The sequence below is a fragment of the Actinoplanes sp. NPDC051470 genome (assembly GCF_040682035.1).
Lineage (GTDB): Bacteria > Actinomycetota > Actinomycetes > Mycobacteriales > Micromonosporaceae > Actinoplanes.
Window position 1 is genome coordinate 10,309 of record NZ_JBFBAA010000004.1, and the last position, 25,803, is coordinate 36,111.

21 protein-coding genes are annotated in these 25,803 nt (G+C 71.8%); 5 read left to right on the forward strand and 16 right to left on the reverse strand.

The window, feature by feature from the left end; all coding sequences use genetic code 11:
* Window positions 1-4,646 (reverse strand): Calx-beta domain-containing protein (locus tag AB0M54_RS09215; RefSeq protein ID WP_364470073.1); only part of this gene is annotated, 4,646 nt, incomplete at its 3' end.
* Between the two features lie 124 nt (window positions 4,647-4,770).
* Window positions 4,771-5,958 carry a hypothetical protein gene (locus tag AB0M54_RS09220; protein WP_364470075.1) on the reverse strand — a complete coding sequence of 396 codons (1,188 nt, stop codon included), beginning with the start codon at window positions 5,956-5,958 and terminating at the stop codon, window positions 4,771-4,773.
* 102 nt (window positions 5,959-6,060) lie between these two features.
* On the opposite strand from AB0M54_RS09220, the gene AB0M54_RS09225 reads away from it, so the two are divergent.
* From AB0M54_RS09225 to AB0M54_RS09245, 5 genes are read left to right on the forward strand one after another with little or no spacing between them, the layout of a single operon-like run.
* A complete protein-coding gene (locus AB0M54_RS09225; RefSeq protein ID WP_364470077.1) occupies window positions 6,061-6,789 on the forward strand; it encodes an alkaline phosphatase in 729 nt (242 codons plus the stop codon).
* A 12-nt stretch (window positions 6,790-6,801) separates the two neighbouring features.
* On the forward strand, window positions 6,802-7,602 hold the full coding sequence (locus AB0M54_RS09230) for a glycoside hydrolase family 16 protein (RefSeq protein ID WP_364316485.1): 801 nt from the start codon (window positions 6,802-6,804) through the stop codon (window positions 7,600-7,602).
* 3 nt (window positions 7,603-7,605) lie between these two features.
* On the forward strand, window positions 7,606-8,844 hold the full coding sequence (locus tag AB0M54_RS09235; protein WP_364316482.1) for a hypothetical protein: 1,239 nt from the start codon (window positions 7,606-7,608) through the stop codon (window positions 8,842-8,844).
* Between the two features lie 9 nt (window positions 8,845-8,853).
* Window positions 8,854-9,552: a GNAT family N-acetyltransferase gene (locus AB0M54_RS09240; protein WP_364316479.1), complete on the forward strand. Its 699-nt coding sequence runs from the start codon at window positions 8,854-8,856 to the stop codon at window positions 9,550-9,552.
* A 60-nt stretch (window positions 9,553-9,612) separates the two neighbouring features.
* Window positions 9,613-10,284 (forward strand): hypothetical protein, encoded by a 672-nt coding sequence (locus AB0M54_RS09245; protein ID WP_364470079.1) that lies wholly within the window; start codon window positions 9,613-9,615, stop codon window positions 10,282-10,284.
* Between the two features lie 10 nt (window positions 10,285-10,294).
* Here AB0M54_RS09245 and AB0M54_RS09250 read toward each other — a convergent pair whose 3' ends face one another.
* The 14 genes from AB0M54_RS09250 to AB0M54_RS09315 all read right to left on the reverse strand — a co-directional run bounded on the left by AB0M54_RS09250 (window position 10,295) and on the right by AB0M54_RS09315 (window position 25,802).
* Window positions 10,295-10,867, reverse strand: coding sequence for a GNAT family N-acetyltransferase (locus AB0M54_RS09250; protein WP_364470081.1), 573 nt, complete (start codon window positions 10,865-10,867; stop codon window positions 10,295-10,297).
* Window positions 10,864-11,748, reverse strand: a complete 885-nt coding sequence (locus AB0M54_RS09255; RefSeq protein WP_364316472.1) for a sulfotransferase — start codon at window positions 11,746-11,748, stop codon at window positions 10,864-10,866. Before AB0M54_RS09255 ends, AB0M54_RS09250 begins: the two co-directional genes overlap by 4 nt.
* Window positions 11,745-13,250: a polysaccharide biosynthesis C-terminal domain-containing protein gene (locus tag AB0M54_RS09260; protein WP_364470083.1), complete on the reverse strand. Its 1,506-nt coding sequence runs from the start codon at window positions 13,248-13,250 to the stop codon at window positions 11,745-11,747. The genes AB0M54_RS09255 and AB0M54_RS09260 overlap by 4 nt, the downstream gene beginning before the upstream one ends.
* The gene (locus AB0M54_RS09265; RefSeq protein ID WP_364470085.1) at window positions 13,247-14,527 is read right to left on the reverse strand and encodes an O-antigen ligase family protein; all 1,281 of its coding nucleotides are present in this window, start codon (window positions 14,525-14,527) and stop codon (window positions 13,247-13,249) included. The genes AB0M54_RS09260 and AB0M54_RS09265 overlap by 4 nt, the downstream gene beginning before the upstream one ends.
* A gap of 1 nt (window position 14,528) precedes the next feature.
* On the reverse strand, window positions 14,529-15,440 hold the full coding sequence (locus tag AB0M54_RS09270) for a glycosyltransferase (RefSeq protein ID WP_364316465.1): 912 nt from the start codon (window positions 15,438-15,440) through the stop codon (window positions 14,529-14,531).
* Window positions 15,433-17,052: a hypothetical protein gene (locus AB0M54_RS09275; RefSeq protein WP_364470087.1), complete on the reverse strand. Its 1,620-nt coding sequence runs from the start codon at window positions 17,050-17,052 to the stop codon at window positions 15,433-15,435. Before AB0M54_RS09275 ends, AB0M54_RS09270 begins: the two co-directional genes overlap by 8 nt.
* A gap of 30 nt (window positions 17,053-17,082) precedes the next feature.
* Window positions 17,083-19,002 (reverse strand): hypothetical protein, encoded by a 1,920-nt coding sequence (locus AB0M54_RS09280; protein ID WP_364316460.1) that lies wholly within the window; start codon window positions 19,000-19,002, stop codon window positions 17,083-17,085.
* Between the two features lie 8 nt (window positions 19,003-19,010).
* Entirely contained in the window at window positions 19,011-19,961 is a 951-nt protein-coding gene (locus AB0M54_RS09285; protein ID WP_364316457.1) for a glycosyltransferase, read from the reverse strand.
* Window positions 19,958-20,758, reverse strand: coding sequence for a phosphatase PAP2 family protein (locus AB0M54_RS09290; RefSeq protein WP_364316454.1), 801 nt, complete (start codon window positions 20,756-20,758; stop codon window positions 19,958-19,960). Before AB0M54_RS09290 ends, AB0M54_RS09285 begins: the two co-directional genes overlap by 4 nt.
* 82 nt (window positions 20,759-20,840) lie before the next feature.
* Window positions 20,841-22,286 (reverse strand): sugar transferase, encoded by a 1,446-nt coding sequence (locus AB0M54_RS09295; RefSeq protein WP_364470089.1) that lies wholly within the window; start codon window positions 22,284-22,286, stop codon window positions 20,841-20,843.
* A 403-nt stretch (window positions 22,287-22,689) separates the two neighbouring features.
* Window positions 22,690-22,899: a ferredoxin gene (locus AB0M54_RS09300; protein ID WP_364316449.1), complete on the reverse strand. Its 210-nt coding sequence runs from the start codon at window positions 22,897-22,899 to the stop codon at window positions 22,690-22,692.
* Window positions 22,896-23,963, reverse strand: a complete 1,068-nt coding sequence (locus tag AB0M54_RS09305) for an NADH-ubiquinone oxidoreductase-F iron-sulfur binding region domain-containing protein (protein WP_364470091.1) — start codon at window positions 23,961-23,963, stop codon at window positions 22,896-22,898. Before AB0M54_RS09305 ends, AB0M54_RS09300 begins: the two co-directional genes overlap by 4 nt.
* Window positions 23,964-24,267: 304 nt before the next feature.
* Window positions 24,268-24,903, reverse strand: a complete 636-nt coding sequence (locus AB0M54_RS09310; protein WP_364316443.1) for a ferric reductase-like transmembrane domain-containing protein — start codon at window positions 24,901-24,903, stop codon at window positions 24,268-24,270.
* Window positions 24,900-25,802 (reverse strand): FAD:protein FMN transferase, encoded by a 903-nt coding sequence (locus tag AB0M54_RS09315; RefSeq protein WP_364470093.1) that lies wholly within the window; start codon window positions 25,800-25,802, stop codon window positions 24,900-24,902. The genes AB0M54_RS09310 and AB0M54_RS09315 overlap by 4 nt, the downstream gene beginning before the upstream one ends.
* Between the last annotated feature and the right edge of the window lies 1 nt (window position 25,803).

The following is a 25,803-nucleotide window of genomic DNA, read 5'->3' on the forward strand; positions in this document are numbered from 1 at the left end:
GGCGCGTCACCCGGCGACGGGCTGGACAGGTTCACCGCGAAGGTCTCGCTCAGCTCGTACACGCCGTCGGTCTTGATCGTCACCGGGATCGACTTGGCGGTGTCACCCGGATTGAACTCGACCGTGCCGGTCGCGGTCAGGTAGTCACCCGGCTGCTTGGCAGTCCCGTCGGCCGTGGTGTACGCCGCGGTGATCTTCCGCTCGGTGGTCTGAGCCTGGTTGCCGTTCTGCCCGAAGTCGAGGGTCACCGGCACCGCAGCGGAACCGACATCCTCGTTCACCTGGGCTCCGGCCGGCACCACGGTCGGCGCCTTGTCACCGGCGGCGTCCGCGATGGTCACCCAGGCCGGGGTGGGAGTGGTGGTCAGGCCGGTGAGGGTGACCTTCACCGTCTGGTCGTACTCGTCGACCGTGTCGTTCTCCAGCACGATCGAACCCAACGCGATCGGGTTGCTGAACGCGCCGCCGGGCAGGTTGGTCGCGGTGAACGTCGCGGTGAAGTCCTGCGGATCCGCCTGGTGGCTACCCGCATTGACGGCACCGGCCGCCACCACCGTGATCGCGATCGGGTCCTGCGTGACACCAGTCATCGTGCCCGTCACCGGCACCGTGCTGCCCTCAGCGCCGTCGACCGTGTTCAGCACCACGGTCGGCTCGGGGTCGTCGTCAACGATGGAGAGGGTGGCGGTCACCGGCGACGATGCGTCGACGGCGTCCAGCTCACCAGCGGCGACCACCACCTTGACCGTGGCGGTCTCGATGAGCTCGTACACGCCGTCGTCCTTCACCGTGATCGGGACGACGAGCGAGGTGTCGCCGGCGTGAACCGTCACCGGGCTGGCCGGCAACTCGAAGTCGTCCTTGCCGGATCCGCTCACCCCATGCGTGGCCGAGCCGTCAGTAACAGTCACCGTGACATCGACGTCCTCGGAGGCCGGGCGGTCGAGCTGCACCGTGAAGCCGGCGGTGGTTGTCACGCCCTCCTTGACCGTGGTCACCGGGGCGGCGAGCTGGTTGAGAACCGGCTTGGCGCCGCTGTCGACATCATCGATCCGCACCGTCACACTCGTCGGAGCGATCGGCGCGTCACCCGGCGACGGGTCGGACAGGTTCACCGCGAAGGTCTCGCTGCGCTCGTACACACCGTCAGTCTTGATCGTCACCGGGATCGACTTGCCGGTGTCACCCGGCTCGAACTCGACCGTGCCGGCCGCGGTCAGGTAGTCACCCGGCTGCTTGGCAGTACCGTCCGCAGTGGCGTACGACGCGGTGATCTTCCGCTCCGTGGTCAGAGCCAGGTTACCGTTCTGCCCGAAGTCGAGAGTCACCGGCACCGCGGCGACGCCGGCGTCTTCGTTGACCTGCACCCCGGCCGGCACGACGGTCGGCGCCTTGTCACTGCCGGCATCCGCGATAGTCACCCACGCCGGCGTGGGAGTGCTGGTCAGCCCGGTCAGGGTGACCTTGACCGTCTGGTCGTACTCGTCGATCGTGTCGTTGACCAGCAGGATCGAACCCAACGCGATCGGGTTGCTGAACGCGCCGCCAGGCAAGTTGGTGGCAGTGAACGTCGCGGTGAAGTCCTGCGGATCCGCCTGGTGGCTACCCGCATTGACGGCACCGGCCGCCACCACCGTGATCGCGATCGGGTCCTGGGTGACACCGGTCATCGTGGCCGTCACCGGCACGGTGCTGCCCTCGGCGCCGTCGACCGTGTTCAGCACCACGGTCGGCTCGGGGTCGTCGTCAACGATGGAGAGAGTCGCGGACACCGGCTGCGGCGCGTTGACCGCGTCGGTCTCGCCCGGGGCCAGCTCGATGCCGACGGTGGCGGTCTCGGTGTGTTCGAACACGTCGTCGTTGTTGATGGTGATCGGGACGACGAGTGAGGTGTCGCCGGCGTGAACCGTCACCGGGCTGGCCGGCAACTCGAAGTCGTCCTTGCCAGGTCCGCTCACCCCATGCGTGGCCGAGCCGTCGGTGACGGTCACCTTGACGTCGACGTCCTCGGCGGCCACGCGGTCGAGCTTGACGGTGAAGTCGGCCGTGCCCGCCGTGCCCTCCGCGAACGCGGCCGGGGCGACCAGGTCGTCGAGCACCGGCTCCTGGCCGGAGTCGTTGTCGGCGATCTCCACGTCGACGCTCGCCGGGGCGATCGGCGCGTCGCCGGGCGACGGGGTGGCCAGCTTGACCTTGAACAGCTCGGTGCGCTCGAAGACGGTGTCCTCGTTGATGGTCACCGGGATCGACTCGCTGACGTCACCGGCCACGAAGTCGACGGTGCCGGTGGCGGTGGTGTAGTCGCCGGGCTGCTTGGCGGTGCCGTCCTCGGTGGTGTACCCGGCGGTGATCCGCTTCTCGGTGGTGAGAGCCTGGTTGCCGTTCAGGCTGAAGTTCAGCGTCACCGGTACCTGCACGGTGCCGTCGGACTCGTTCTTCTGCAGCCCGGCCGCGACGATGGTCGGGGTCTTGTCGGCCGCGTCGTCGTTGATCGTCAGCCAGACCGGCGCGACGTCCGGGACGCCGGTCAGCGACACCTTGACCGTCTCGGCGTTCTCGTCGGCGGTGTCGGGGATCAGGTCGACGGTGCCGACCGTCCACGGGTTGCTGATGACGCCGGCCGGCAGGTTCACCGCGGCGAGCAGGTTGGTGGCGTCGAAGTCGCCCGGCTCGGCGGGGTCGCCGTTCGGCGGGGCGTCGCCCGCGGCGGCGAGCGTGATCGCGACCGGGTCCTGGGAGACGCCGGTGACGGTCGCGGTGATCGCGGCGGTCTGTGACTCGGTCCGGCCGGTCTGGGCCTGCAGCTCGACCAATGGGGCGTCGTCGTCGTTGTTGAGGGTGAGCGTCGAGGTCAGGTCGCCGGCCGCGACGGCGGGATCGTTCAGCGTGGTCGCCACCTTGATCGTGGCCGACTCCGGGCCCTCGTACACCTCATCGCCGTTGACCTGGAACGTCACGTTCGCGGTGGTCTGGCCGGCCGGGATGGTAACGGTGCTGCTCGGCGCCTCGAAGTCGTTGGCGCCCGGAGAGCCGGCCATGATCACCGCGCTGCCGGGTGTGGCGGTCACGTCCAGAGTGATCGAGCTGGAGCTCGGGTTGGTCAGCGCGACCTGGATGTTCTTGGTCTCCTGCGTGTCGCCCTCGGCCATCGTGAGGTCGGGGAAGGTCGACAGCTGCGGGAGGGCGTCGTCGTCGTTGATCGTCACCGTGTGCATGGCACCCGGCGCCAGGCTCGCGGTGCCGGCGGCGTTGGACAGGATGACCTTGAAGTCCTCGTTGGGCTCGTCCTTGACGTCGCTCTTGATCTTCACGGTGAACGTCTTCGTGGTCTGGCCCGCCGCGAAGACGAGTTCGCCCGGGGTGACCGCCTCGAAGTCCTCGTCCTCGGTGGCCGAGTCGCCCTGCACCGCGTAGCCGACCCGCACCTCGCGGCCGGAGGCGGCGCCGAGCGAGACGGTGAAGGTCTCGTCCCGGACGCCGACATTGCCCTCGGTCACCGACGCCGGGCTCATCGAGACCACCGGCAGGGCGTCGTCGTCGGTGATGTGGCCAGTGGCCTCCATCGTCCCGGCCGTGTAGTAGCCCTGGGTCGGCGCTCCCGGCGCGGTCAGCTTGACCTTGAAGTCCTCCGGGGTGAGCTCGTCGAGCGCGTCGGTCGTCGTGGGCACGGACACCGTCTTGATCGTCTCGCCGGGCGAGAACACGACCGACTGGTTGGTGACCGCGGTGAAGTCGGCCGACGACGCCGTGCCGGTCTCGGTGTTCGCGACCACGGTGACCACGCGCTTGGACGCCGCGGAGAGGTTCACCGTGAAGTCGATTTGGGTCCCCTCGGTTTCAGCGCCGGGCCCCAGGACGTTCACCGTCGGCATCGCGTCGTTGTCCGCGATCTGCACCTGGAGCGCCGGTCCGGGCGCCGCGGTGGTGTTGGTCTCGCCGGAGCCGGCCACCGAGAAGGTCTCCATGTCCTCCTCGTCGAACAGGTCGTCGTTGATCGGGACGTCGACGTAGCCGGTGGTCTGACCGGTCGGGATGGAGAGGGGGGTGTTCGTCTGTCCGGTGTAGTCGTCGGGCTGGACGGCGGTGCCGTCCGAGGTGCTGAGCGGGATCGTCACGGCACGGCCGGAGACCGCCGACAGGGTCGCGGTGATCCGTGCCGCGGGCACGTTCTCGTTGACCGATCCGATCACCGCATGGGTGACCGTATCGGTCATCGCCAGGGTGTAGGTGGGAGTCACGTCGTCGTCGTCGAGGATGCCCTGGGCCTCCCGGACGATCGGCTGCCCGCCGACCGTGCCGGTGAACTTGAGCGTGAATGTCTCGTCGTCCTCGTCCAGCGCGTCGGCGAGGCCCTGGACGGTGAACTTCTTGGTGGTCGCGCGGGTGCTGCCGGCCGGAAAGGACGTGGTGCCGCTGATCGCGGTGTAGTCCTTGCCCGCCTCGGCCGTGCCGTCCTCGGTGGTGTAGGTCAGGTCGAGCTTGTCCGGCGACCCGCCCTGGCGGACGAGCTCGAAGACGAAGGCGTCGTTCTCCACCGACTCCTGGTCGCTGGTGAAGTCGACCTCGCCGGCGGCGTAGGCCGGAGTGGCCACGAACACCGCGGGGACGAGACCGATGAACGCGGCGACCGCCGTCGCCAGGAGCATCCGGAGGGAGCGTCGAGCCCCCGAGGAGTAGTGCATGGCTCAACGTCTCCTTCAGGCGGAATCGCACGTACGTCGGACGTAACGTAACCGAAGGATTACTGGCAAAAGGCGCGAATAGATTTCTCTACCGGGCCCGGATACCGCTCAGAACCACCGAGAAGAACGCAATCGCCAACAGAACCGTCAGAACAGGAACCCACCACCACCACACGAGGTCCGGTGGTGGTCCGGCCGGCGGGGTACTGACCCACGGGCGCGCGCTCTTCGACCAGGCCACAAAGGCGTCTCCGACGGGGAGTACGCCGAACGCGTAGCGCCGGGTGTGCGGGGTGTCGATCGGCACCCCGGCGACGTCGGCCAGACCGGTCAGCGCGTCGGCCAGCCGGTCGTCACCCTGGACCCGGGCCGCACCCATGGTCACCGCCGTGGCCGACAGGCTCACGCCGAACAGCAGCGGTCCGGAGTCCACGTCGCCCTCCCCCGGCACCCCGGCCGGGAACTCGCTGATGGCCGGCCCGAAGGCGCGGAACCGCTCGCGGAACCGACCGTACTGCTGGGCGGCGAACGCCGGGTCGACGTCGACCAGGAACCGCTGGATCATGCTCTGCGAGGTGCCACGGGCCACCTCGGTCGGCGCGCCGGTGTCCGGGTCAGCGCGGTGCGGCAACAGACCGGTCCGTGGGTCGAGCCGCTGCTTCGCCGCGGCCACCCAGCGGTCGACGGCCGGCTGGTAGCGCGGCGGGAAGAGTTTGTCGTGCAGCCGCAGCGAGGCGATGGCCACGGTGGAGTCGACCGGCCAGGACTGGCCCGGGTAGGCGGCCAGGAACGGCGTCGGCGAGGCGTCGAAGGCGGCGGCCAGCTCGGCGGAGTCACGCTCGAAGCGGGTCGCCTCCGGACCGGACGGGTCGAGGGCGACGATGCCGCCGCGCAGCCAGTTGCTCCAGCCACGGTAGAAGACGCCGAAGGACGGGATCAGGCCGGCGTCGAAGGGGGCGCGGCCGTCGGCCGAGTCGAGGGCGGCGAGGGCCCAGCGGGCGGCGGCCAGCTCGTCGGCGCGGTCCGGCGGCGGCTCGCCCCGGCCCAGGTCGACCTCGGTCAGGCCGTAGAGGGCGTACATGAAGAAATAGCCCTCGGGAAACATCGCCTGGGCGTCGTGGGCGGCGCCCGACTCCAGCTCGGACCGCACGAACGCGAGCTGACGGCGTACCGAAGCGGGGTGGTGATCGGCGACGACCAGCCGGACCGCCGCGATCAGCGCGCCCAGGCACACGGCCACGGCCAGTCCTGCCCGAAGCACCCGGATCATCCGCACGCGCCCGATGATAGGAAGCCCCGGCCAGGTGAAAGCGGGGACAGATCGCCGTTTCGGTCAGAGCCGTTCAGGCCGCGTTAACCTGCGGTCCTCACGGGGCTGATGGCGTGGGCCCTGACCACCGTTCACACATGTAGGACGACGGTCCCGGACTACGTGACCGACTCGGCCGCGTCCGGCACCGGCTGGGCGACCGGCCACAAGACCTACAACGGCGCCATCTCGGTCACGCCGGACGGGCGGCCGAAGCCGACCATCCTGGAGAAGGCCAAGACGGCCGGCTTCCGCACCGGCAACGTGACCACCGCCGAGCTCGAGGACGCCACCCCGGCCATGCTCGTCTCGCACGTGGTCAACCGCGACTGCAAGGGCCCCGACGCGATGGCCACCTGCGCGGTCACCGACAAGGTCAACGGCGGCGCCGGCTCGATCGCCGAGCAACTGGTCGAGACCAGGGCCGACGTCACCGTCGGCGGCGGCAAGCAGTACTTCGACCAGAAGGTCAAGGCCGGCACGTACAAGGACCTGACCGTGCTGCAGCAGGCCCAGGTGAACGGCTACTCGATCGTCACCGGCCTGGCCGGCCTCCCGGCCAACCCGAAGGGCCCGGTTCTCGGCGCCTTCGCGCCGAACAACATGGACCTGGAGTGGGTGGGCCCCAAGCCGACCCGCACCGGGACCGCGCCGTCGCGCTGCGCCCTGAACACCGCCCGCAACGCGGCCCAGCCGCACCAACGTCACCATGCGGCGCGCGCTCGGCGTCTCTTAAGACCGGTTTCCCATTCGCTTCCGAGACGCTTCTCCAGGCTGCGAATGTGGGACTGGTCTTAGTACCGTGGCGGCGTGCGGCCCTTCCGGATCCTGGTGCTCCTCATCCTGATCGCGGGCTGCACGCCGCCGTCGCCGTCCCCGGACAAACCGGACGGCTGGCGCCTCGTCTGGGGCGACGAGTTCGACGCCCGGACGATCGACCGGACGAAGTGGACGATCCGGGACGGCGAGGGCCGCGACGTCGACCTCGGCTGCAACGTCGACGACCCGGCCAACTCCTACATCCGGTACGGCTTCCTGGTCATCCGGGGGCTGCGGAAAACCGTGCGCTGCGGGCCGGAGACGCGGCGGTACACGCAGGCGTACCTGGACACCATCGGCCGGGCCGCGTGGACCTACGGCCGGTTCGAGATCCGGGCCCGATCACCCCGGGCGGGCACGTCGGCCGGGATCTGGCCGGCCTTCTGGCTGCGGCCCGAGGACGGCGGCAAGGGCGAGATCGACGTGGTCGAGCTGCCGGGTGGCGACCGCTGGCAGGACCGGGCCACGGCGGCGATCTTCTACGACTACTCGCCGGTCAAACAGGATATCCGGGTCATGCTGCCCAGCGGTGGCACGCCCGGCGACGGCTTCCACACCTACCTCACCGAGTGGACGCCGACCGCGCTGACCTGGTCCATCGACGGCCACCAGGTGTGGCGGCGGGACCGGTCGACCACGCCGTTCTTCGACGAGATCTTCCACAAGCCGTACAACCTGCGCCTCAACCTGCAGGTCGGCGGCTGGCTCGGCGCCCCGGACGCGGCCACCGCCTTCCCCGCCGAATTCGTCGTCGACCATGTGCGTGTTTATCAACGCTCGCCTATGGTCTAGCCCGTGATCCCGCGTCAGCGAAGGCCGTCGGCTGAGCCCGAGTTCCCGCCCGGCGATCCGCGCTCGCGCACCGACGGGCTCGGCTGGGTCGCCCGGGCCGTCTTCCCCGACCCGATGCTCCGGCTCACGGTCGGCGATCAAGGGCCGCCGGCCGTCCGGTACGCCGTGCTGCCGTCCCTCGATGACGCGAAGTTCCTGCTCCCGCTCGCCTCGCGCCGGGTGACCGCGGCGTCGGTGCTGGCCTACAACGCGCTGCGGCCGCCCCGGGTCCGCGCCACCCGGGCCGTGGTCGGCGGCCTCGCCCGCGCCGGACTGCTCGGTCTCACCCGGGCCCCGATCCTGACCGTCACCGGCGGTCCCCTGCTCTGGGAGCACCTCGCCGACCTGCTCGGGACGCCGCGACTGCACGCCGCCATCGGCATCCGCCCGCCCGACCCGCACCACAAGCCGACCCTGCAACTCTTCGACGATCAGGGCCGGGCCCGGGGGTACGCCAAGATCGGCTGGAACGCCGGCACCCGCGCGATGGTGCGCGACGAGGCGGCGACGCTGGCGTCCCTGCCGCCACCGGCCGCCGACTTCCCGGAGGCGCCCGGGCTCCTGCTGCACACCCAGTGGCAGCAGCGGGAGATCGCGGTGATCGCCCCGATGCCCCGGCAGGTCCGCGGCGTCCGGCGACCGGCCTCGCCCCGGACGGCGGCCATGCTGGCGGTGGCCCGGGTCGCCGGGCCGCGGGCGCCGTTCGCGTCGTCGAGCTTCCTGGCCGGCTGGCGGCGGCGGGCCTCCGGCGCCGGGCTGGCCGCGGCCGAGTCACCGGGCGCGATCACCGTCGACGACGCGATCGAGGCGCTGGTGGCCCGGGACGGCGATCTCGACCTGGCCTTCGGGCACTGGCACGGCGACTGGGTGCCGTGGAACATGGGCCGCCACGACGGCCGGCTGCTGCTCTGGGACTGGGAGAACAGTGCTCCGGACGTACCACTGGGATTTGATCTGGCTCATCAGTTCTTCCAGATGGCGTTGTCGGGCGGCGCGGCGACCGGGCCGAGCGCGGCCGCCATGGACGACGCGTTGCGTGAGCACGGCCGGGAGCTGGGGCTGGACGAGCGGCGGCAGCGGTTCGTCGGCGACGCCTACCTGATCGAGTTGTGGCTGCGCGCCTATCAGCTCTCGGGCGGCGCGGGCTGGAACCGGCGGCTGCACCCGGCCCTGCTCGACACCCTCGCCGGGCGGCTGGCATAGCGTCGTCCCGTGGACGATTCGGTACTCGACAACCCCGCGTGGGCCGCGCTGACCGGGCCGCACGCGCACTTCGCGGAGCGGGCGGGCCGGGCGGCGCGCTACCCGGCCGACATGTCACCCTGGCACGCGCTGGACGACCCCGCCGACCCGGCGGCCTGGGCCGACGCGGCGACGCTGGCCGGGCCGGGCGGCAAGATCACGCTGATGGGGCCGTTCGACACGATCCCGGCCGGCTGGACGTTCTTCCGCGGCGTCGACGGCGTGCAGATGGCCGGCGACGGGGTGGCGGTCGCGCCCGACGCCGAGGCGGTGGTGCTCGGGCCGGCCGACCTGCCCGAGATCGCCGACCTGGTGCAGCGGACCGATCCGGGGCCGTTCGAACCCCGGACCGTCGAGATGGGTACGTACCTGGGCCTGCGTGCCGGCGGACGGCTGGTGGCGATGGCCGGTGAGCGGCTGCGCCCGCCCGGCTGGACCGAGATCAGCGCGGTGTGCACCGACCCGGCGTACCGCGGTCGCGGGCTGGCCACCCGGCTGGTCCGGGCGGTGGCGGCGAACATCCGGGGCCGCGGCGACGTCCCGTTCCTGCACACCGCGGCGTTCAACACGACCGCGATCCGGCTCTACGAGTCGATGGGGTTCACGCGGCGCGGCCGGACCCGTTTTGCCAGCTACACGACAGCGGGGGCGGCTGGCACGAAACCGTGAGCACACCGGCGGCGAGATCCAAGAAGCTGAACTCCTCACAACGAACACGGGAGACCTCAGATGTCGCACGTCAAGAAGATCGTCGTCGCGGGCCTGTCGGCCGGTATCGCTCTGACCGCGGCGGCGGGCTGCACCGGACCGGCCGCCCGGCCCGGCGCCGCGGGCCCGGCCGCCACGCCTCCTTCTTCCGCGCCGACCGCGCCGGCCACGCCTTCAGCTCCGTCGAAGCCCACCTCGTCGAAGCCGGCCAAGCCTTCGACGACCTCCGGCGGTAGTGGTGGCGGCGCGAGTGACAAGGTCACCTGGGCCAAGGTCGACTTCCGCAAGCAGATGTTCTACGACCTCAACTGCCCCGATGTTCCCGAGGCGAAGGGCCGGGCCCAGGTCTACAGCACCAAGCGGGTCGACCTCACCGGCGACGGCCGCAAGGAGGTCGTGGTCGCCGGCACCTGCGTCTACCTGAGCGGTGCGGACGGCGCCCACGTGCTCATCTACCCCGGCAACGACCGTGACATCGAGAACCTGATCCCGCTGGTCGACATCGGCCAGGACCAGGACCTGACCTCGGCCGCGGTGCGGATCGACGGCCGCCGGGTCACGGTCACCTCGAAGGCGCTGAGCAAGAAGGCGCCGACCTGCTGCCCCGACCTGCAGATCACGCAGACCTACAAGTGGGACGGCGGCACGTTCGTCCGCACGAACATCTCGCAGGTCAAGCTCCCGACCGAGTAGGCCCGGTCCGTCATACCCTGATCCGGGCGTGCCGGTGCATGTCGTGGCGGCCGTCGTCGTGGACGGCGGCGCTGCGCATGACGCCCTCGGCCTCGAAGCCGGCCTTCGTCGCCACCCGGCAGGAACCGATGTTGCGGGTCGAGTGATCGAGATACAGCCGGTGGAAGCCGGCCGGGCCGAACGCCCACGCGCTGACGGCCGCCAGCGCGCCCGACGCGACCCCGGCACGGCGTGCGGCCGGCACCACCCAGTAGGCGCAGCCGGCCACACCCGATCCGAAGTCGAAGCCCCGCGCGGCGATGCGGCCCGCGACCTCGCCGCCGCGGGTCACCGCCCAGTGGGCGCCGCGCTCCTGTTCCCAGTCGGCCCGGTAACCGTCGAACCAGCCGCGGACGTCATCCTCCGAGTCGGGCCGGTTGGTGTGCCAGCGCCGCAGCTCCGGATCCTGATAGGCGGCGTGGAACACCGGCGCGTCGGTTGCTTCCCAGGGCCGCAGGAGCAGGCCACCCGCCGCGGACAGCAGCGGCTGTGGTCGCGCCGACAGCGACCCGGCGGCGATGACCGGCGGCGTGGAGAGCGTCACCAGGGGAACGTCATGGTCAGGTGGGCCGCCAGGGCGGCGTTGTGCGGGGCGTAGAAGGCGGCCAGCTCGGCCCTCGTGGCCGGGTTCATCGCCGGGCTCGGCCGGGTGTTGTGGGCCTGGTAGGACGGCAGGTCGAGCGGTGGGAGGTTCAGGAAATCCAGGACCCGGGCGTACGTCGCGGCGGGGCTCGCGTAGAGGGACTCGCTGGGCAGGACGAGGAACTGGGACTCGTCGAAGCGGTCCAGCCACGGGTAGAGGTGGTCCAGGTAGACGCCGCGCTCACGGTAGGCGTACCAGTCGTAGGGTTGGGAGAAGTAGTGCGGGTCGACGATCATCTTGGCTCGTTCGCCGGCCGTGCGATCGGGCTCGGCGGCCAGCGCGTCCTCGAAGGAGAGCGGCTCGACGCCCTCGCCGCGGCGTTCCTTCCAGTGTGAGAAGGCGCGTTCGACCGGGTCGCGGAGCAGCACGATGATGCGGACCCAGGGCATCAGCTGGGCCACCCGGGCCGCCGCCAGCGGGTGGAACATGTAGAGCGGCGCGGCCTCACCCACCTTCGGCGGGGCGCCGTGCTTGCGTTCGAGCGCCGCCCGCTGCTTGGCGGTCGGGAAGTGCGAGCGGAACCAGGCCTCGCCGCGGTGGTGGTTCTCCTCGAAGTAGTGGCTGGTCTTGGTGTTCCAGGCCGGGAAGAGGCGCGGAACCAGCGGGTGCTGCAGCAGGTAGTTCCACAGCGACGTGGTGCCGCCGCGCTTCGTGCCGATGATCAGGAAGTCGGGCAGCGGGCGCTGGTCGCTCGTCCGCACGCCGTACCGGACCAGCACCTCGCGGATCTGCTCGCGCGCCTGCCGGGGCGCGACGCCCTTGATGAGATCCTTCGCCGTCACCGTCTCCCCCTCAGCACCGCGGCGACCAACACGACCGGCAGGAGCAGGGCCAGCGCCGTCGCCAGCCCGCCCAGCCCGCGGCCGCCCGCGACCACGCCCGCCGCCGCGGCCAGTCCCGTCACCGCGGTCACGCCGGCGGCGGTGAGCCACAGCGGACGCGAGGATAGCGGCTCCCGCAAAGCGCGGCGGGCCAGCGCGGCGGCGATCACGTTCTCGGCGACGATGCCGAGCGACCAGGCCAGCGCGGCGCCCATCGCCCCGTACCTCGGGACCAGCAGCAACGCGGCCGCGACGTTCGCGGCCAGACCGGTCAGCGTCGCGTACAGGTGGCCCCGGCTGTTGCCGCTCATCAGCAGAACCGTCTGGGCCAGGCCGACACCGACGTTGACCAGCATCGCGCCGGCCAGCACGGCGAGCGGGCCGGCCGCCCGGGGGAAATCGCCGCCGAACAGGCCGAGAAAGGCCGGCGCGAAGACCGCGAGCAGAAGGTACGCGGGGAAGGACAGCGCCACGATCGCTTGCGTGGTCTTCCGGTAGAGCGTGGCGGCCTCGTGGCGCTGTCCCGCGCCTCTCCCGCCCAGGAGGCGCGAGAGGTGCGGGGCCATCGCCACCCGGAGGCCCTGCATGATGAGCAGTCCGGCGAGCGCATACCGGCCCGCGGCGGCGAAGAGACCGGCCTCGGCCGGGCCGCTGAGGGCGCCGGTGAGCAGCACGCCGACCCACATGCTGCTCGCGTCGACCGCCACCGAGGCCGCGCGTGGCAGCGCATAACCCCAGAACACCCGCCACGCCTTGGGTTTCTTCGGTCTCGGGGCCAGGACGGCGCCGATGACCAGCGCCGCCGTGAGGGGGGCCAGCCAGGCGCCGAAGCCGAGCAGCAGGGAGCCGCCCGCGGCGACGAGCAGCGCCGGGCGGAGCAGCGGGACGAGCACGAACTGCACGGCGACGTAGGCGGTGACCGGCCGGGTGGCGCGGACCGCGGCCATCAGGACGGTGGCGGCGACGATGAGCGGAACGCCGCCGAAAGCCATCCGCAGGAGCGTGGGATCGGGCAGGTCCAGCGCGCGGGCCAGCGGCTCGGCAAGCGCCACGCCCGCGATCGCGACGAGCACCGCGACGCTGATGCTCGGGATCAGCGCCGTGGCGACGAGCATGCCGCGTTCGCGATCCGGTCGATTTTTGATCTTCGCGCGGCTTCCGCCACCCCCACCCCGGCACTGGGTGGGTGTCACCGTAGCCGACGAAATCGATGGCTCGACCGGGTTGTCCACAGGCTGGAGGCGTGGCATGGCCCACATCAACGCCGTGTCGGCGCCCAGGCAGCAGACCGCCCCGGCGATCGTGACCAAGCCGATCACCGTGAACAGCACCCCGGCGCCGTCCACCCCGTACACCCGGGTCAGAACCGTGGTGAGCACGAACCCGAGCACGCCGTTGACCGCCGCCCCCGCCACCCCGATCGCGCCGCCCCGGGAGACGCGTCGCGCGTCCAGCAGCGTCATGTGGCACCCCGGTTGACCGGCCCGTCGACCGCCGCCAGCCCCAGCCCGATGGCGCCGAACAGCACGGCCAGGTTGGGGTCGACGTACGAGTAGAACGGCGTGATGATGACCGCGATCACCGGCAGCGAGCTGAGCCACAGCCCGGTCGGCGTGACGGCGGCGGCCATCCGCCGGGCGATCACCGCGAAGATCAGGTAGAAGACGATCGTGGCGGGGATGCCGTGGCTGTAGAGCAGTTGCCAGAGCAGGCCCTGGGTGCCCAGCGGCTCGGCCGCGTAGGTCGTGTCCACGGTGGTCGGGTGGCCGTACCCGATCAAGGGTGACCGCATCACCGCCGACCAGGTCTGCGCGTAGATGTCGAGGCGGTCGCGGGTGCTGGCGGTGGTCGACGTGCGGTTGTCGATCAGCTCGACCACGGGGATGAACAGGGTGATGATCCAGCCGGCGAGCACGATCACCGCGATCGGCAGCATCAGCCGTACCCGCCCGCGGGCGATCTCGCGGCCGAGCAGGTAGAGCAGGCCGGCGCCGAGGCCGATGAACATGCCGCGGTTGAGCGTGAGGAAGGCGGGGACGACCGAGAGCGGCAGCGAGACGAACAGCACGACGCGGGTGCGCCGGTTGCGGATCGCGGTGAGGCAGGCCAGGACGATGGGTACGAAGAAGCAGTACGCGGTGCCCCAGTTGTTGGTGTACGGGTAGGGCGCCGCCGGCCGGTAGATCGGGTTCTGGCTGGCCGGGTTGAACTCGGTCGACGACAGGGTGGTCAGCGCCGAGACGTAGCGTTCCGACGCGATGCCGTCCGGCAGCAGCAGCGCGAACGGGCTGGGCACGTGGAATGTCGGCGCCAGCACCCCGAACCAGCCCAGCGCGACCAGCCCGAGCCAGTAGAGGATCAGCGGGTTGGCGATCCGCGACCACGCCACCCCGTCGCGGGCCAGGTTGTAGACGTAGACGCCGAGCAGGAAGCCGGTCAGCAGGTGGCCGAGCCGCAGGCTGAAGACCAGCGCCGTGGTCGACTTCTCCAGGCGGATCGCGCTGATCGCCACCAGGATGAGGAACGCCAGCGTGAACGCGGTGCCGGCCGGTCGCCGGATGCGGCCGCGGGTGGCCATCAGGATGAACAGCACCAGGCCGAAGAAGGGCCAGACGAAGTAGAGGACGCCGAGGCCCCACCAGACCGGCATGAGCGCGAACATCGCGTACAGCGGCCACAGCGGCAGGCCGGCCGGGCGGACGAGCCAGGACTGCCGCGGCCGGGCGACCTCGATCGCCACCTCAGATCCCCTTGCCGCGCTTCTGGGCCATCCGCAGCACGCGGTCGCCGGAGAGCAGGCCGGTGATCACCGGGACGATGACCAGCGTCCGCTTCTCGCGGGGGTTGAGCCGCACCACCGCGGCGAGCTCACGGATCGCCTCGACGCGGCGGCCGCTGGAGGCCAGGGCGAACGCGATCTGGCCGCGGATGCGGGCCGTCCCGGCGCGGCTGCGGGCCAGTTCCGGGTGTTTGCCGAGCAGGTAGCGCTGGGCCTCGACGATGGTGGCCCAGCGGCCGAAGTAGAACGAGCCGCCGTGCCAGTCGACGGTGACCAGCGGCTCGCGGACGATCGCCACGTCGGTGTGCCGGCTGAGCCGGAGCAGCCACTCGTAGTCCTCGCCGTAGCCGCCGGGGATCTCCTCGTCGACCGGGCCGGCCGCCGCGAACGTGGTGGCGCGGACCAGCATCGTGCTGGAGTGCACCTCCATCACCCGGTCGGCGAGGAACTCGTCGAAGGTGACCCGGTCGCGGTCGAGCACCCGTTCCCGGTCGATGCCGGGGCCCTTGAGGCGCAGCCCGCAGCTCACCGCGCCGATCGCCGGGTCGTCGAGGAGCGCGACCTGGCGGGTGAGCTTGGCCGGGCGCCAGATGTCGTCGTCGTCGCAGAAGGCCAGCAGGTCGCCCGAGGCCGCCTCGACGCCGCTGTTGCGGCCGCCGGGCAGGCCGGGGGTTCGCGAGTTGTGCAGGAAGCGCAGCTTGCGGCCGGGGCGGTGGGGCATCTCGAACTCGCGGATCGGGGCGTGGTCGTACACCACCAGGCACTCGATCTCGCCGGCGTAGTCCTGGGCCAGGATGTTGGCGACCGCGCGTTCGAGCAGGCCCGGCCGGTCGCGGGTGGCGACCACGACGCTGACGGTGGGCGGGTTACGCACCCTTGCCGCCGGTGAGCACGAACCCGGCGGTCTGCGCGCCGGCCGAGCGGAGCCGGTCGACCAGGCGGGTCAGGTCGCGGTTGCGGGTGCGGTCGCGGGCCACCACGAGTACGGCCGTCCCGTACTGCGCCGCGCGTACCCCTCGTTCGTCCACGTCGGACGGCGGCGCGTCGACCACCATGACCCCGGCCATCGGCTGGTCGCTCAGGGCGACCAGCCGGACCACGCCGCCGCCGATCGCCACCACGGTGGGGCGCCGGCCGTCCGAGCCGTAGGCGTCGCCGAACGCGGGCGTGTAGATCCGCGGCGGGGCGAGCACGGACTGGCCGGTCTCGTGCTCGATGACCATGGTGGCCTCGGGGTCGTCGGCCTGCGGCGGCCCGGGCACCGCGGGCAGCAGGGTGACGCCCGGCGCCGGGGAGCCGTTGTGCCGTTGCGCCTCACCGGCCCGGAGCACCCGGGCCCGCGGCGGGGTGCGCTTCTGCGCGGTGAAGAGCACGTTCCGCAGGGTTTCGTGCAGTTCCGGGGCGGCGACCAGCCACACGTCCTGACCGGCCTCGGCGATCGCCACGGCGACGTTCACCGACACCGCGGTGCGGCCCTCGTCGTCCCGGCCGGAGAGCATGACCAGCGGCCGGTTGGGGTTGAGCCGGATCCACTTGAGCAGGGCCAGCGACACGTAGCGGGCGTCCGCCGCCGCGGCGTCGGCGGTGTGCCGGCCGGCCGCGCGCACGGTGCCCAGGGCGGGCACACCGATCAGGTCGGCGGCCTGTTCGAGGGAGCGGACCCGCCCGTCCAGCGCCTCCCGGGCGTGGGCCACGACGGCGCCGGCGAGCAGGCCGCCGAGCAGCGCGCCGAGCACGTAGAGCTGCCAGGCGTCGTGGCTGGAGGGCAGCGGCGCGCGGGCCGCGCCGGTGATGGCGCCCGGGGTCAGGTCGGCCGAGGCGATCTTCGCGCGCTGGTTGGCGAGCTGGGCGATCTGGTCGTTCAGCGCGGCGACCTGGTCGAGCATGGCCTGCGTACGCGCGGGCGTGCCCTCCTGGCCGTCCTCCTCGTCCGGGATGCCCTTCTGCGCGGCCTTCCGCTGGTCGGTGACCTGGCGCAGGGTGCTGTCGTAGGAGAGCAGCAGCCCCTCCCGCTGCTTCTGGTACAGCGCCTCGCGCACGTGCAGGTAGGTCTTGGCGGCGGCGTTGGCCCCGGCGATCGCGCGGTCCTCGGCGTCGTCGGCGTAGCCGAAACGCAGCACGGCGCCGCCGGTCGGCACCTCGACGCTGAGCGCCTCCCGCACGTCGTCGGCGTCTCGGCCCAGCGCGCGGGAGGTCGCGTCGATGACGTCGTTGCCCAGCGCCACGCCGGTCTCCGCGGTCATGTTGATGGCCCGGTCGGCGCCGCTGGACGGCAGCGTGAACGGGTCGGTCACCACCGGGCGCAGCACGACCACGGTGGTGGCGTGATAGGTGGCCGGCAGCAGGAGCAGATAGCCGGCCACGGCCAGGAGCATCAGGCCGGTGGCGGCGAGCACGATGCGCCAGCGGCGCAGCGGGATCCGGACGACGTCGGCGAAGCCGACCACCCGCTGCCGGTTACCGGCCACGGAATCCATGACATCCATGAGTTACTCCCTCTGCGCCGCTGGAGCGGTCTAGCTGGTGGCGAAGAACAGCGTGGGGTTGTTCCAGCCGGAACCGGCGATCTGGGACGCGGTCGTTCCGACGACCGCGTTGGCCGCGGCCGGGTTGAACGCCGCCCGCTTCAGGACACCGGTGGTGGATCCGTACAGGACGTTGCCGTTGGCCCAGGCCAGGCCGCGGACGGTCGACCAGTCGACGCCGGTCGTCGGCAACGTGAACTGGGTGCAGCCGATGATCGAGCCGTCCGGCGTGAAGTAGCGGTAGTAGAGCGCGTTGCTGCCCGACAACGTGTAGTACATCCGGCCGCTGAGGTAGAACGCGCCGGTCATCGTCGACGCGTTGAACCAGGTGTTGAAGCCGCTGGCCTCCCACGGCGCGCCGGCCGAGCCGGCCGAGAAGACCGAGGCGTTCAGCTTGCCGGCGGTGGTCGACCAGTAGACCTTGTTGCTCAGCGAGAACGCCGCCTTGGCCCCGTTGAGCTGGGTCTGGGTGCTGCTGGTGGCCGCGCCCAGCGCGGTGCCGTTGAACGCGACCTTGGTGAACGCGGTCGCGCCCCCACCCCGGTAGAGGTAGCCGCTGGTGGCCGCCGGCGCGTTCTGCACCGCGATGGTCCGGCCGCCCGCGGTCGGGAAGAGCGCCTGCCGGCCGTGGTACTCCTGGGCCACGCCGTCGGAGTCCTGCCCGATGTAGACGCCGTTCGAGCCCTTCCAGATCTCCCAGACGATCGGGCCCCACTCGGTGCCGCCGGGCGGCAGCGCGTCGCCGGGCGAGCGGCCCGGGTTCCACGCCACCGGCAGGCCGTTGGTGGCGTCGAGCGCGCCGAAGCCGTACCGGTCGATGCCGCCCGGGCCCCTGACGTCGCTGCCGTTGGCGTTGCTCAGCCAGCGGAAGTGCCCGCCGACGTAGATCAGGCCGTCGGCCGCCTCGATCGCGGTGACCGAGTCCGTGCCGGTGAAGTCGACCCAGGTGGCGGTGACCGCGCCGCGGTGCGAGGTCTCGAAGCGGGCGATCGAGTCGCAGTACGCGTCGCCGCTGGCGCCGTCCGCGCCGATCACGAAGTAGCCGCCGTCGTCGGAGAAGTCGACGTCGCGGGCGTAGAACGGGAACCGCCCGGATCCGCAGGCGGCCACGTAGCGGTCGGTGGTCCAGTTGGCGACCGCCGGCACGCCGCTGACGTCGACCATCACGACCTGGTTGCGGCTCTGCCCGTTCACCACGGTGAAGTTGCCGGTGGCGACCAGCGTGTTCCCGTCCGGCGACAGGGCCAGGGCCCAGACCAGTTCGAAGGAGTTGTCGTACGGGCGGGCGCCGCTCGCGTCGACCTGGAAGCCGGCGTCGATCGCGCCGGTCGTCGCGTTCAGCCGCGCCAGCAGCGAGTGTTCGGTCCCGTTGACCCAGTGGAAGGCGCCCGCGATGTAGAGCTGGTTGCCCTTCACGACCGTACGCCGGACCACGCCGCCGTCACCGCGGCCGACCCAGCTGGCCACGGTGTCGCCGGTGGCCGGGTCGATCGCCACCAGGTTCTTGCGGGCCACGCCGTTCACCGTGCCGAAGTTGCCGCCCACGATCAGCTTGCCGTCCGGGTTCACCGCGAGCGCCTGCACCGCCCCGTCGAAGGCCGGCGTGAAGCCGGTCTTCAGCGCGCCGGTGGTGGCGTCGTACGCGACCAGGTAGCTCGCCGCCGACCAGCTCGACGCGCCGGAGGCCTTGACCCCGGTGAACGCCCCGCCGGCGTAGATCGTGTTGCCGATCTGGGTGAACGCCCGCACGTCGCCGTTCTGGAAGTGCGGCGTGTAATCGACGGGATCGGCCGAGACGATGGTCGCGGCGGCCGGTGCCGGCACGTACACCGCGGCGGCGGGCACGGCGGTCAGCCCGACCACCAGACCTGCGACGGCGGCCGGCACCAGGAGCCGACGGAGTAGGGACACGTGCCCTCCTAGGGAACGAACTGCTCGGACGTGAGACGGAACGGTGTGACACCCGGGCGACTGCGCACCGACCAGCCGGCCGCGGTCTCCAGGTCGGCGAAGGTGATCTCGTCGGCCTCGCGGGCCACCACGAGATCGCGTTTCTCCAGGTCGTGGGCGATGGCGACCTGGTGGTCGTCGACGTGCTCGCCGTACGCGCGGCGGCGCGGCACGTAGAGCGCCCGGCGGCCGGCCTGCATCGCGGCCAGCGCCGACCCGACCCCGGCGTGCGAGATGACCACGTCGGCGTCGCGCAGCGCCCGGCGCATCTCGGCGATCGGCACCTGGGCGCGGGCGCCGGCCGGCATCCGCTCGATCGTGGTCGCGCCGACCTGCCACAGCACGTCGAGGCCGCGCGGGAGGACGTCGACCAGGCGGTTGAGCAGCCTCGGGAACGCGTACCCGGGATGGGTGCCGAGCGTGACGACCACCTTGCGCACCGGGCGTGGCGGCGTCGGCTCGGCGCGGAAGCTGTCGAAGATGGACCCGCCGTAGCGCCAGGTGTGGTCGGCCCAGGAGCGGTGCTGGGTGAAGAGCCGGGTACGCGGCAGGCGCGCCGCCAGCCGGCCGGTCAGCGACGGGCCGTCCGTCCGGGTCGCGCTCTCGATGTACGTGCACCGCACGCCCGTGGCGACGGCCGGCACGAAGAACGACAGCGCGATGCTCGCCCCGGTGCTGAACACCTCGTCGTACCGCCCGCTCCGGAGCATCCGCCGGGCCACGATCATGGTCCGCAGCATCCCTGCCACGTCGCGCGTGGTCGACGGGCGTACGTGCACCACGTCTTCGCCCTCCAGCAACGACCGGCTCTGCGGGCTGTCGAACGTCACCCAGCGCCGGTCGGGCACGTCGAGGCGCGGCACCAGGTCGTGCAGCTCGGCCAGGTGCCCGCCGGTCGAGGCGACCAGGAGCGCCGTCATGACACCGGCTCCAGGCTCGTCGCCGGTGCGTTCCCTCTGACCCCGGCCCCGGTGACCCCGGCCAGCACGCACACGGCCAGGGCGAAGCCGGCGAACAGCGCCGGGCCGAACAGCAGGCCGCTTAGCACGTCGGTCAGCCAGTGCTTCTGCACGTAGACGCGGGAGTACCCCTCGTAACTGGCGAGCAGCAGGACGGCCGTACCCAGCGCGACCTGGATCTTGCGGTTGAACCGCCAGGTGAGCGCGGCGAACAGCGCCAGCGTGCCGAACACCATGACGATCCGGGCGATGCCGCCGGACGGGTAGGTGCCCAGCCCGGTCGGCGGGTGGCCGCGGTCGACCATCCCGGCGATGATCGCCTGCACGTACTGTTCCAGCACGAACTGGGCCGGGATGGCCAGCAGCGGGATCCAGAAGCGGCGCCGCCACAGCACGGCGAAGACCACCGCCCCGACGACGGTCACCCACTTCAGCGGGTAGCGGTCGCCGAGCCCGGTGTAGAACCAGTTGAAGGCTTCGAAGCCGGGGCTGCGCCGGGTGGCCACCCAGGTCAGCACCGGCCGGTCGACGGCCTTCTCCAGCCCGTGGGCCAGCTCGCCGATCGGCCAGAACACCGCCACGACGGCCGCCGACCAGGCCAGCACCACGGTGAGCGCGGCGCCCGGCCGGCCGAACGCCGTCACCAGGCCGTCCACCGCCGTGCCGATCCGGCTCGCCAGTTCGCCGCGGGCCAGCCGTCGCCCCGGTCCGTACGCCAGCAGTGGTCCGAACACCACCGGCACAATCACCGCCAGCACGGCGATGAGATGAAGCGTTACCAATGCCTGAACCCGTTTCCCGCGGCCCGTCCCTGACCGCTCGCTCCCGCCCCCGCGTCCGTCAGTAGGCCCCCTGGCCCCGCATCACGACCATCGCGGTCCGCATGAGAATCACCAGGTCGACCGTGAGCGACCAGTTCTCCACATACCGCAGGTCGAGCCGGATCGAGTCCTCCCAGGACAGATCCGACCGGCCGCTCACCTGCCACAGCCCGGTCATCCCGGGCTTCACCACCAGTCGCCGGCGCATGTCCTCGGGGTACTGCTCGACCTCGGCGTGCAGCGGAGGACGCGGCCCGACCAGCGACATCTCTCCCCGCAGCACGTTGATGAGCTGCGGAAGCTCGTCCAGCGAATGCCGGCGCAGCACCCGGCCGGCCCGGGTCACCCGGGGGTCGTGCCGCATCTTGAACAGCACGCCGGCGAAGTCGTTGCTCTGGTCCATCGTCTCGCGGCGCTGCTCGGCGTCGACGTGCATCGTGCGGAACTTGAACATCCGGAACGACTCGCCGTCGCGGCCGACCCGGGTCTGCCGGAAGAACACCGGGCCGCCCGTGTCGAGCTTGATCCAGATCGCGATGCCCAGGAACACCGGCGCGAACAGCAGCAGCAGGAACGCCGCGCCGGTCACGTCGAAGACGCCCTTGATCAGGCGCCGGCCGCCGATCAGCCGGGGGTGTTCGACATGCATCATCGGCAGCCCGTCGACCGGCCGCACGGTGATCCGGTCACCCGCGGTGTCCACCAGCGACGAGGCCACGATCAGGTCGATGTCGTCGCGTTCCAGCTCCCAGGCCAGCCGGCGCAGCATCGGGCCGTCCAGCTCGGGGCAGGACAGCACCATCACGGTGTCGGCCCCGGCCGCCGCCGCCGAGTTGGCCGCCGCCGCCAGCGCCCCGAACACCGGCACGTCGACCACGCTCGCGGCGCCGTCGAGCTGGTTGGCCGGCAGGCAGGCGCCGATCACCTGGAAGCCGTGGTGGTAGCGGCGGTGCAGCTGACGGGTCATCTCGGCGACCGCCGTGGCGTGGCCGAGCACCAGCACGCGGTGCATGGCGCGGCCCTTGGCCCGGGCGCCGTGCAGGCGCTGGCGCAGCAGCCATCGGCCCAGCAGGGACAGGCTGGTGGTCAGCACCAGGACCATCAGGACGTAGCCGCGGGCCAGCTCGGCCCTCAGCACGTACGACGACAGGGCCAGGCCGATGGTGAGGCGGGCGCCGGCCCGGAGCACGCGCTGGTATTCGTCGGTGCCGACGAAGAGCAGGCGTCGTTCGTACGCGTGGGTCAGCGCCAGCAGCCCCAGCCAGACCGGCGGGAGCAGCGCCGAGAACACCAGGTACCAGGTCGCGTACGCGGCGCCCTGGAACCGCAGCACATACGCCACCAGGGTGGCGACCAGCGTGGCGGCGAAGTCGACCATGAAGAGCCACTTGACGTAGCGCGCTTCCCACACCCAGCGGTCGGCGAGCCGGCGTCCGGTGGCGTCGCCGAGGTCGCGCTCGGTCACGCCGAAATACGAAGTCGTAGTCGGTATCGATCCGGTGTCGGCGTCGTCCGCCGTCATGTCCGTCGTCGTCACGACGCCCCTGTTTCGAGTGAGTCCCCACGCCCACGAGGCATAACGATCATTCGCCCGCCGATCCCCAATTGCGGTGAACTTCAAGTGAGGTCCGAGAGAATACCGACACCTTTCCCCAAAGAACCTCACAACTTGGTTGCGAGCTTGATTCGAGCGCCATTCATCGGCCCGGCTCTACATCGGACAATGAGCTTCAAGATTCTTTGGTCCGGTGCGATTGGGGGCACCGAACGTTAACACAGGAGGCAGGTCAGACCAGAGAGGGACGTCGATGAATCGTGACAAGTGCCACTGACAATGGACAGAGCGGGACGGGTCCGGCGGATATCGATCAGCGTAGAAGTCGAAGGGCCAACGCCGGGCACCGGCGGACCGCCTTCTCGGCGACACCGGTGAGAGCCGCGGGCACGGCCGGCTCGGACGCGCCGTCGCGGGCCAGGGGGAATCCCCACTCATCCTCGACCAGCAGTTCGGTAAGCAGCTCGGAACAGAGGCCACGGCCGTCGCACGCGGTCCAGTCGATGTGCAGGCGCTGGGTCATCGGGGTGCTCCGTTCGCCCGGCAGTGGCCCGCCAGGTGGGCGTCGACGTCGGCCGCGAAGGTGCGCAGGCTGCTTCTGATCAGGCGAACCGTGCCGTCCGGGTGGTGGCAGGCGCCACGGCCCTCGACGCTGCGCGCCAGCCGCGTGACCTCGTTGACATCGGGTTCGCCATGGACCAGCCGCATGAGCGCGTCGGCCAGCCGCGGCAGGCCGTTCACGCAGGGACCGCACTGGCCCGCCACCTGGTCGGCCAGGTAGCCGGCGATGCGCGCGGTCTCGGCCAGGCCGCAGGCGTCGGCGGGCAGCACGTGGACGACGCCGGCGCCCGGGGAAGCGTCGTACGGCGCCAGCGCGGCCCGGCTCACCGGCAGGTCGGGCCGGGCCGGGACCCAGGCGCCGTGGTAGCCGCCGACCAGCACCGCCTGGATCGTGGCGGTCGCGCCGCCGGCCCCGTCGACCAGCTCGGCCAGCGTCACGCCGTAACCCGCCTCCAGCACCCCCGGCCGGGCCACCGCGCCGCCGACCGTGGCCAGGAAGGTGCCCGGCTCGTCGGCCGTGCCGGCCGCACGGAACCAGGCCGGGCCGTGGCGGGCGATCAGCGCGATGTGGGCGAGCGTCTCGACGTTCTGCACCACGATGCCCCGCTGCGCCAGCCGGGCCGTCCGGTCCGAGGGCACGGCGGCCCGGCCGGCGACCGCGTTGGCCACGGCCGAGGCCTCACCCGCCACGAACCGCTCCGGCGCGGCCGTGAGGGTCACGGCCCGCTGGTGTGCGGCCAGATGGGGCAGCAGGTCGGCCGGCAGATAGAGGTGCGACTCCCGGGCGCCCAGCGCATCCGCCACCAGGCGCAGACCATCGAGGACCAGATCCGGCCGGTACGTCAGGAGCACACGATCCTTCGCGCTGGCGGGCTCCCCTTCCGACCCGTTGCCGATGACGACCGGGGCGCCGGCGACGGCGGCGAGCTTGCGCCACACCGGGAAGCCGGCGCCACCACGCCCGGTGAGCCCGGCCTCCCGCAGCAGGCCGATCAGCGCTTCCCGGCTCAGCCGCGGAGTCGCCACCTCGCGACGCGCCGCTCCGAGCCCCGCCGCTCCGGAACGCGCCGCTCTGGAACGCGCCGTTTCGGGACGCGCCGCTCCGGGGCGCGCCGCCATGGGACGCGCCGAGCTCTGCGCTCCGGTTCGCGGCTGTGCGTCGTCGGCCAGCAGCCGTCTGGTCAGGGTGTTCGTCAGGACGGTCATCGGTTCGCGCCTCTCAAGATCATTTTTCGTCGCGGCGCACCGCCCCCTCCCCCACCCCGGCACTGGGTGGGCGCAAATGTAGGCGGGGGGTACGACAGGATTTGGGGGCTGTCCACAGGGCGCTTCATCCGGGGTCTCCCGGCAGGACAACCCGGCTGCGGGGGACGGCCTGGACCGAGGTCCTGGCCGGTCGAGAAGGCGGGACTGTGCTGTGCCCGTACCTACGCAGTCTTGGTCTTCCGAAGTTCGGCGACAGGCGCCACGCGACGGCGGCCAGGACCAGCGCACCGCAGGCGGCGACGATCGTCCACATCCACCAGGCGCGGGCGTCGGTGCCGGTCTGAATGCCGTGCAGGAGGGCCAAGGGCCAGCTCAGGTAGGCCAGCCAGTGCACGATGCGCCAGGTGCGGACGCCGAGGCGGTGACGCAGCGCGGTGGTGATGGCGATGGCGGCCAGCGTGTCGAGGGCCAGGGTGCCGAGGCCGAGCCAGAACGGGCGGCGGTCGCCGGCGAACGGCACGATCAGGTCGAGCGGGGTGAGCTTGGCGTACGGGTCGAAGAGCAGCGTCACCACGTGGATCAGCAGCATCGTGAGGGCGAGCAGGGCGGCGTTGCGGTGCACCAGGTTGACCACGAAGCGGGGCAGGCCGAAGGCGGTACGGCCGTCGCGGGCGGCGATGCCCAGGGCGACCACGATGCTGAGCAGCACCAACGTCATGACACCGGTGCCACGGCCGGTGTACCAGAGCGCGTCGGTCATGCCGGCCACCCGCCCAGGCGCAGCACGTCGCCGGTCGCGGTGACCAGCCGGCTCGGCACGGTGGCCAGCATCGCGGTGGCGCGGTGGCCGCGGACCAGCGCGGCGGTGCTCAGGGTGTTCGCGGCCAGGCACGACCAAGCGGCCACGGAGGCCGAGCGCCAGACGTCCGGCGCCGGGCGACCGGTGCGCGGGTCGATGATGTGGTGCAGGCCCGGTGACCAGCGGCGGGACTGGGTGCTCGAGGTGGCCAGGGCGGCGCCGGCGGGCAACCGCACCGTGCACTTCGGATCGCCGGGACGGTCCTGCACGAGCACCCGCCAGCCGCCCTCGGGCGCGTCACCGGCCGTGGCGATGTCGCCGCCGAGGGCCACCAGCACGCCCACGCCCAGCCGGGTCGTCACGGTGCGTGCGGCTCGGTCGGCGGCCGCGGCCTTGGCCGTCGCGCCAAGATCGAGCAGAACCCCCTCGGGTACGGTCAGACGGTCGCCGTTCAGCGATACGGCGCGCCAGTCCGGTACGGGGAAGACGCGGATCGCGGGTGCGGCCGGGCGTCCCGTGATGGCGGCGAAGTCACGGTCGTAGCCGAGGCCCGCCAGGATGCCGCCGACCGTCGGGTCCACGTCGCCGCCGGTCTGCTCGGCCGCGGCCAGGGCGGCCTCGACCAGGTCGGCGAGCAGGGGGCTGACCCTCATCCCGCCTTTGGTGGCGCAGGCGCGACGAAGTTCGGAGTCGGGACGGAAGCGGCTGCACGCGGTGTCGACGGCGGCCAGTTCGTGGCGGACCAGGACCGTGGCGGCGGCCAGGCGGCGCGGGTCGGTGACGACGATGCGGGCGGTGGTGCCCCAGACCGGCCACTGGGCGGTGTTCTCGGTGATCGGCAGTGACTCGACGAGCGGCATG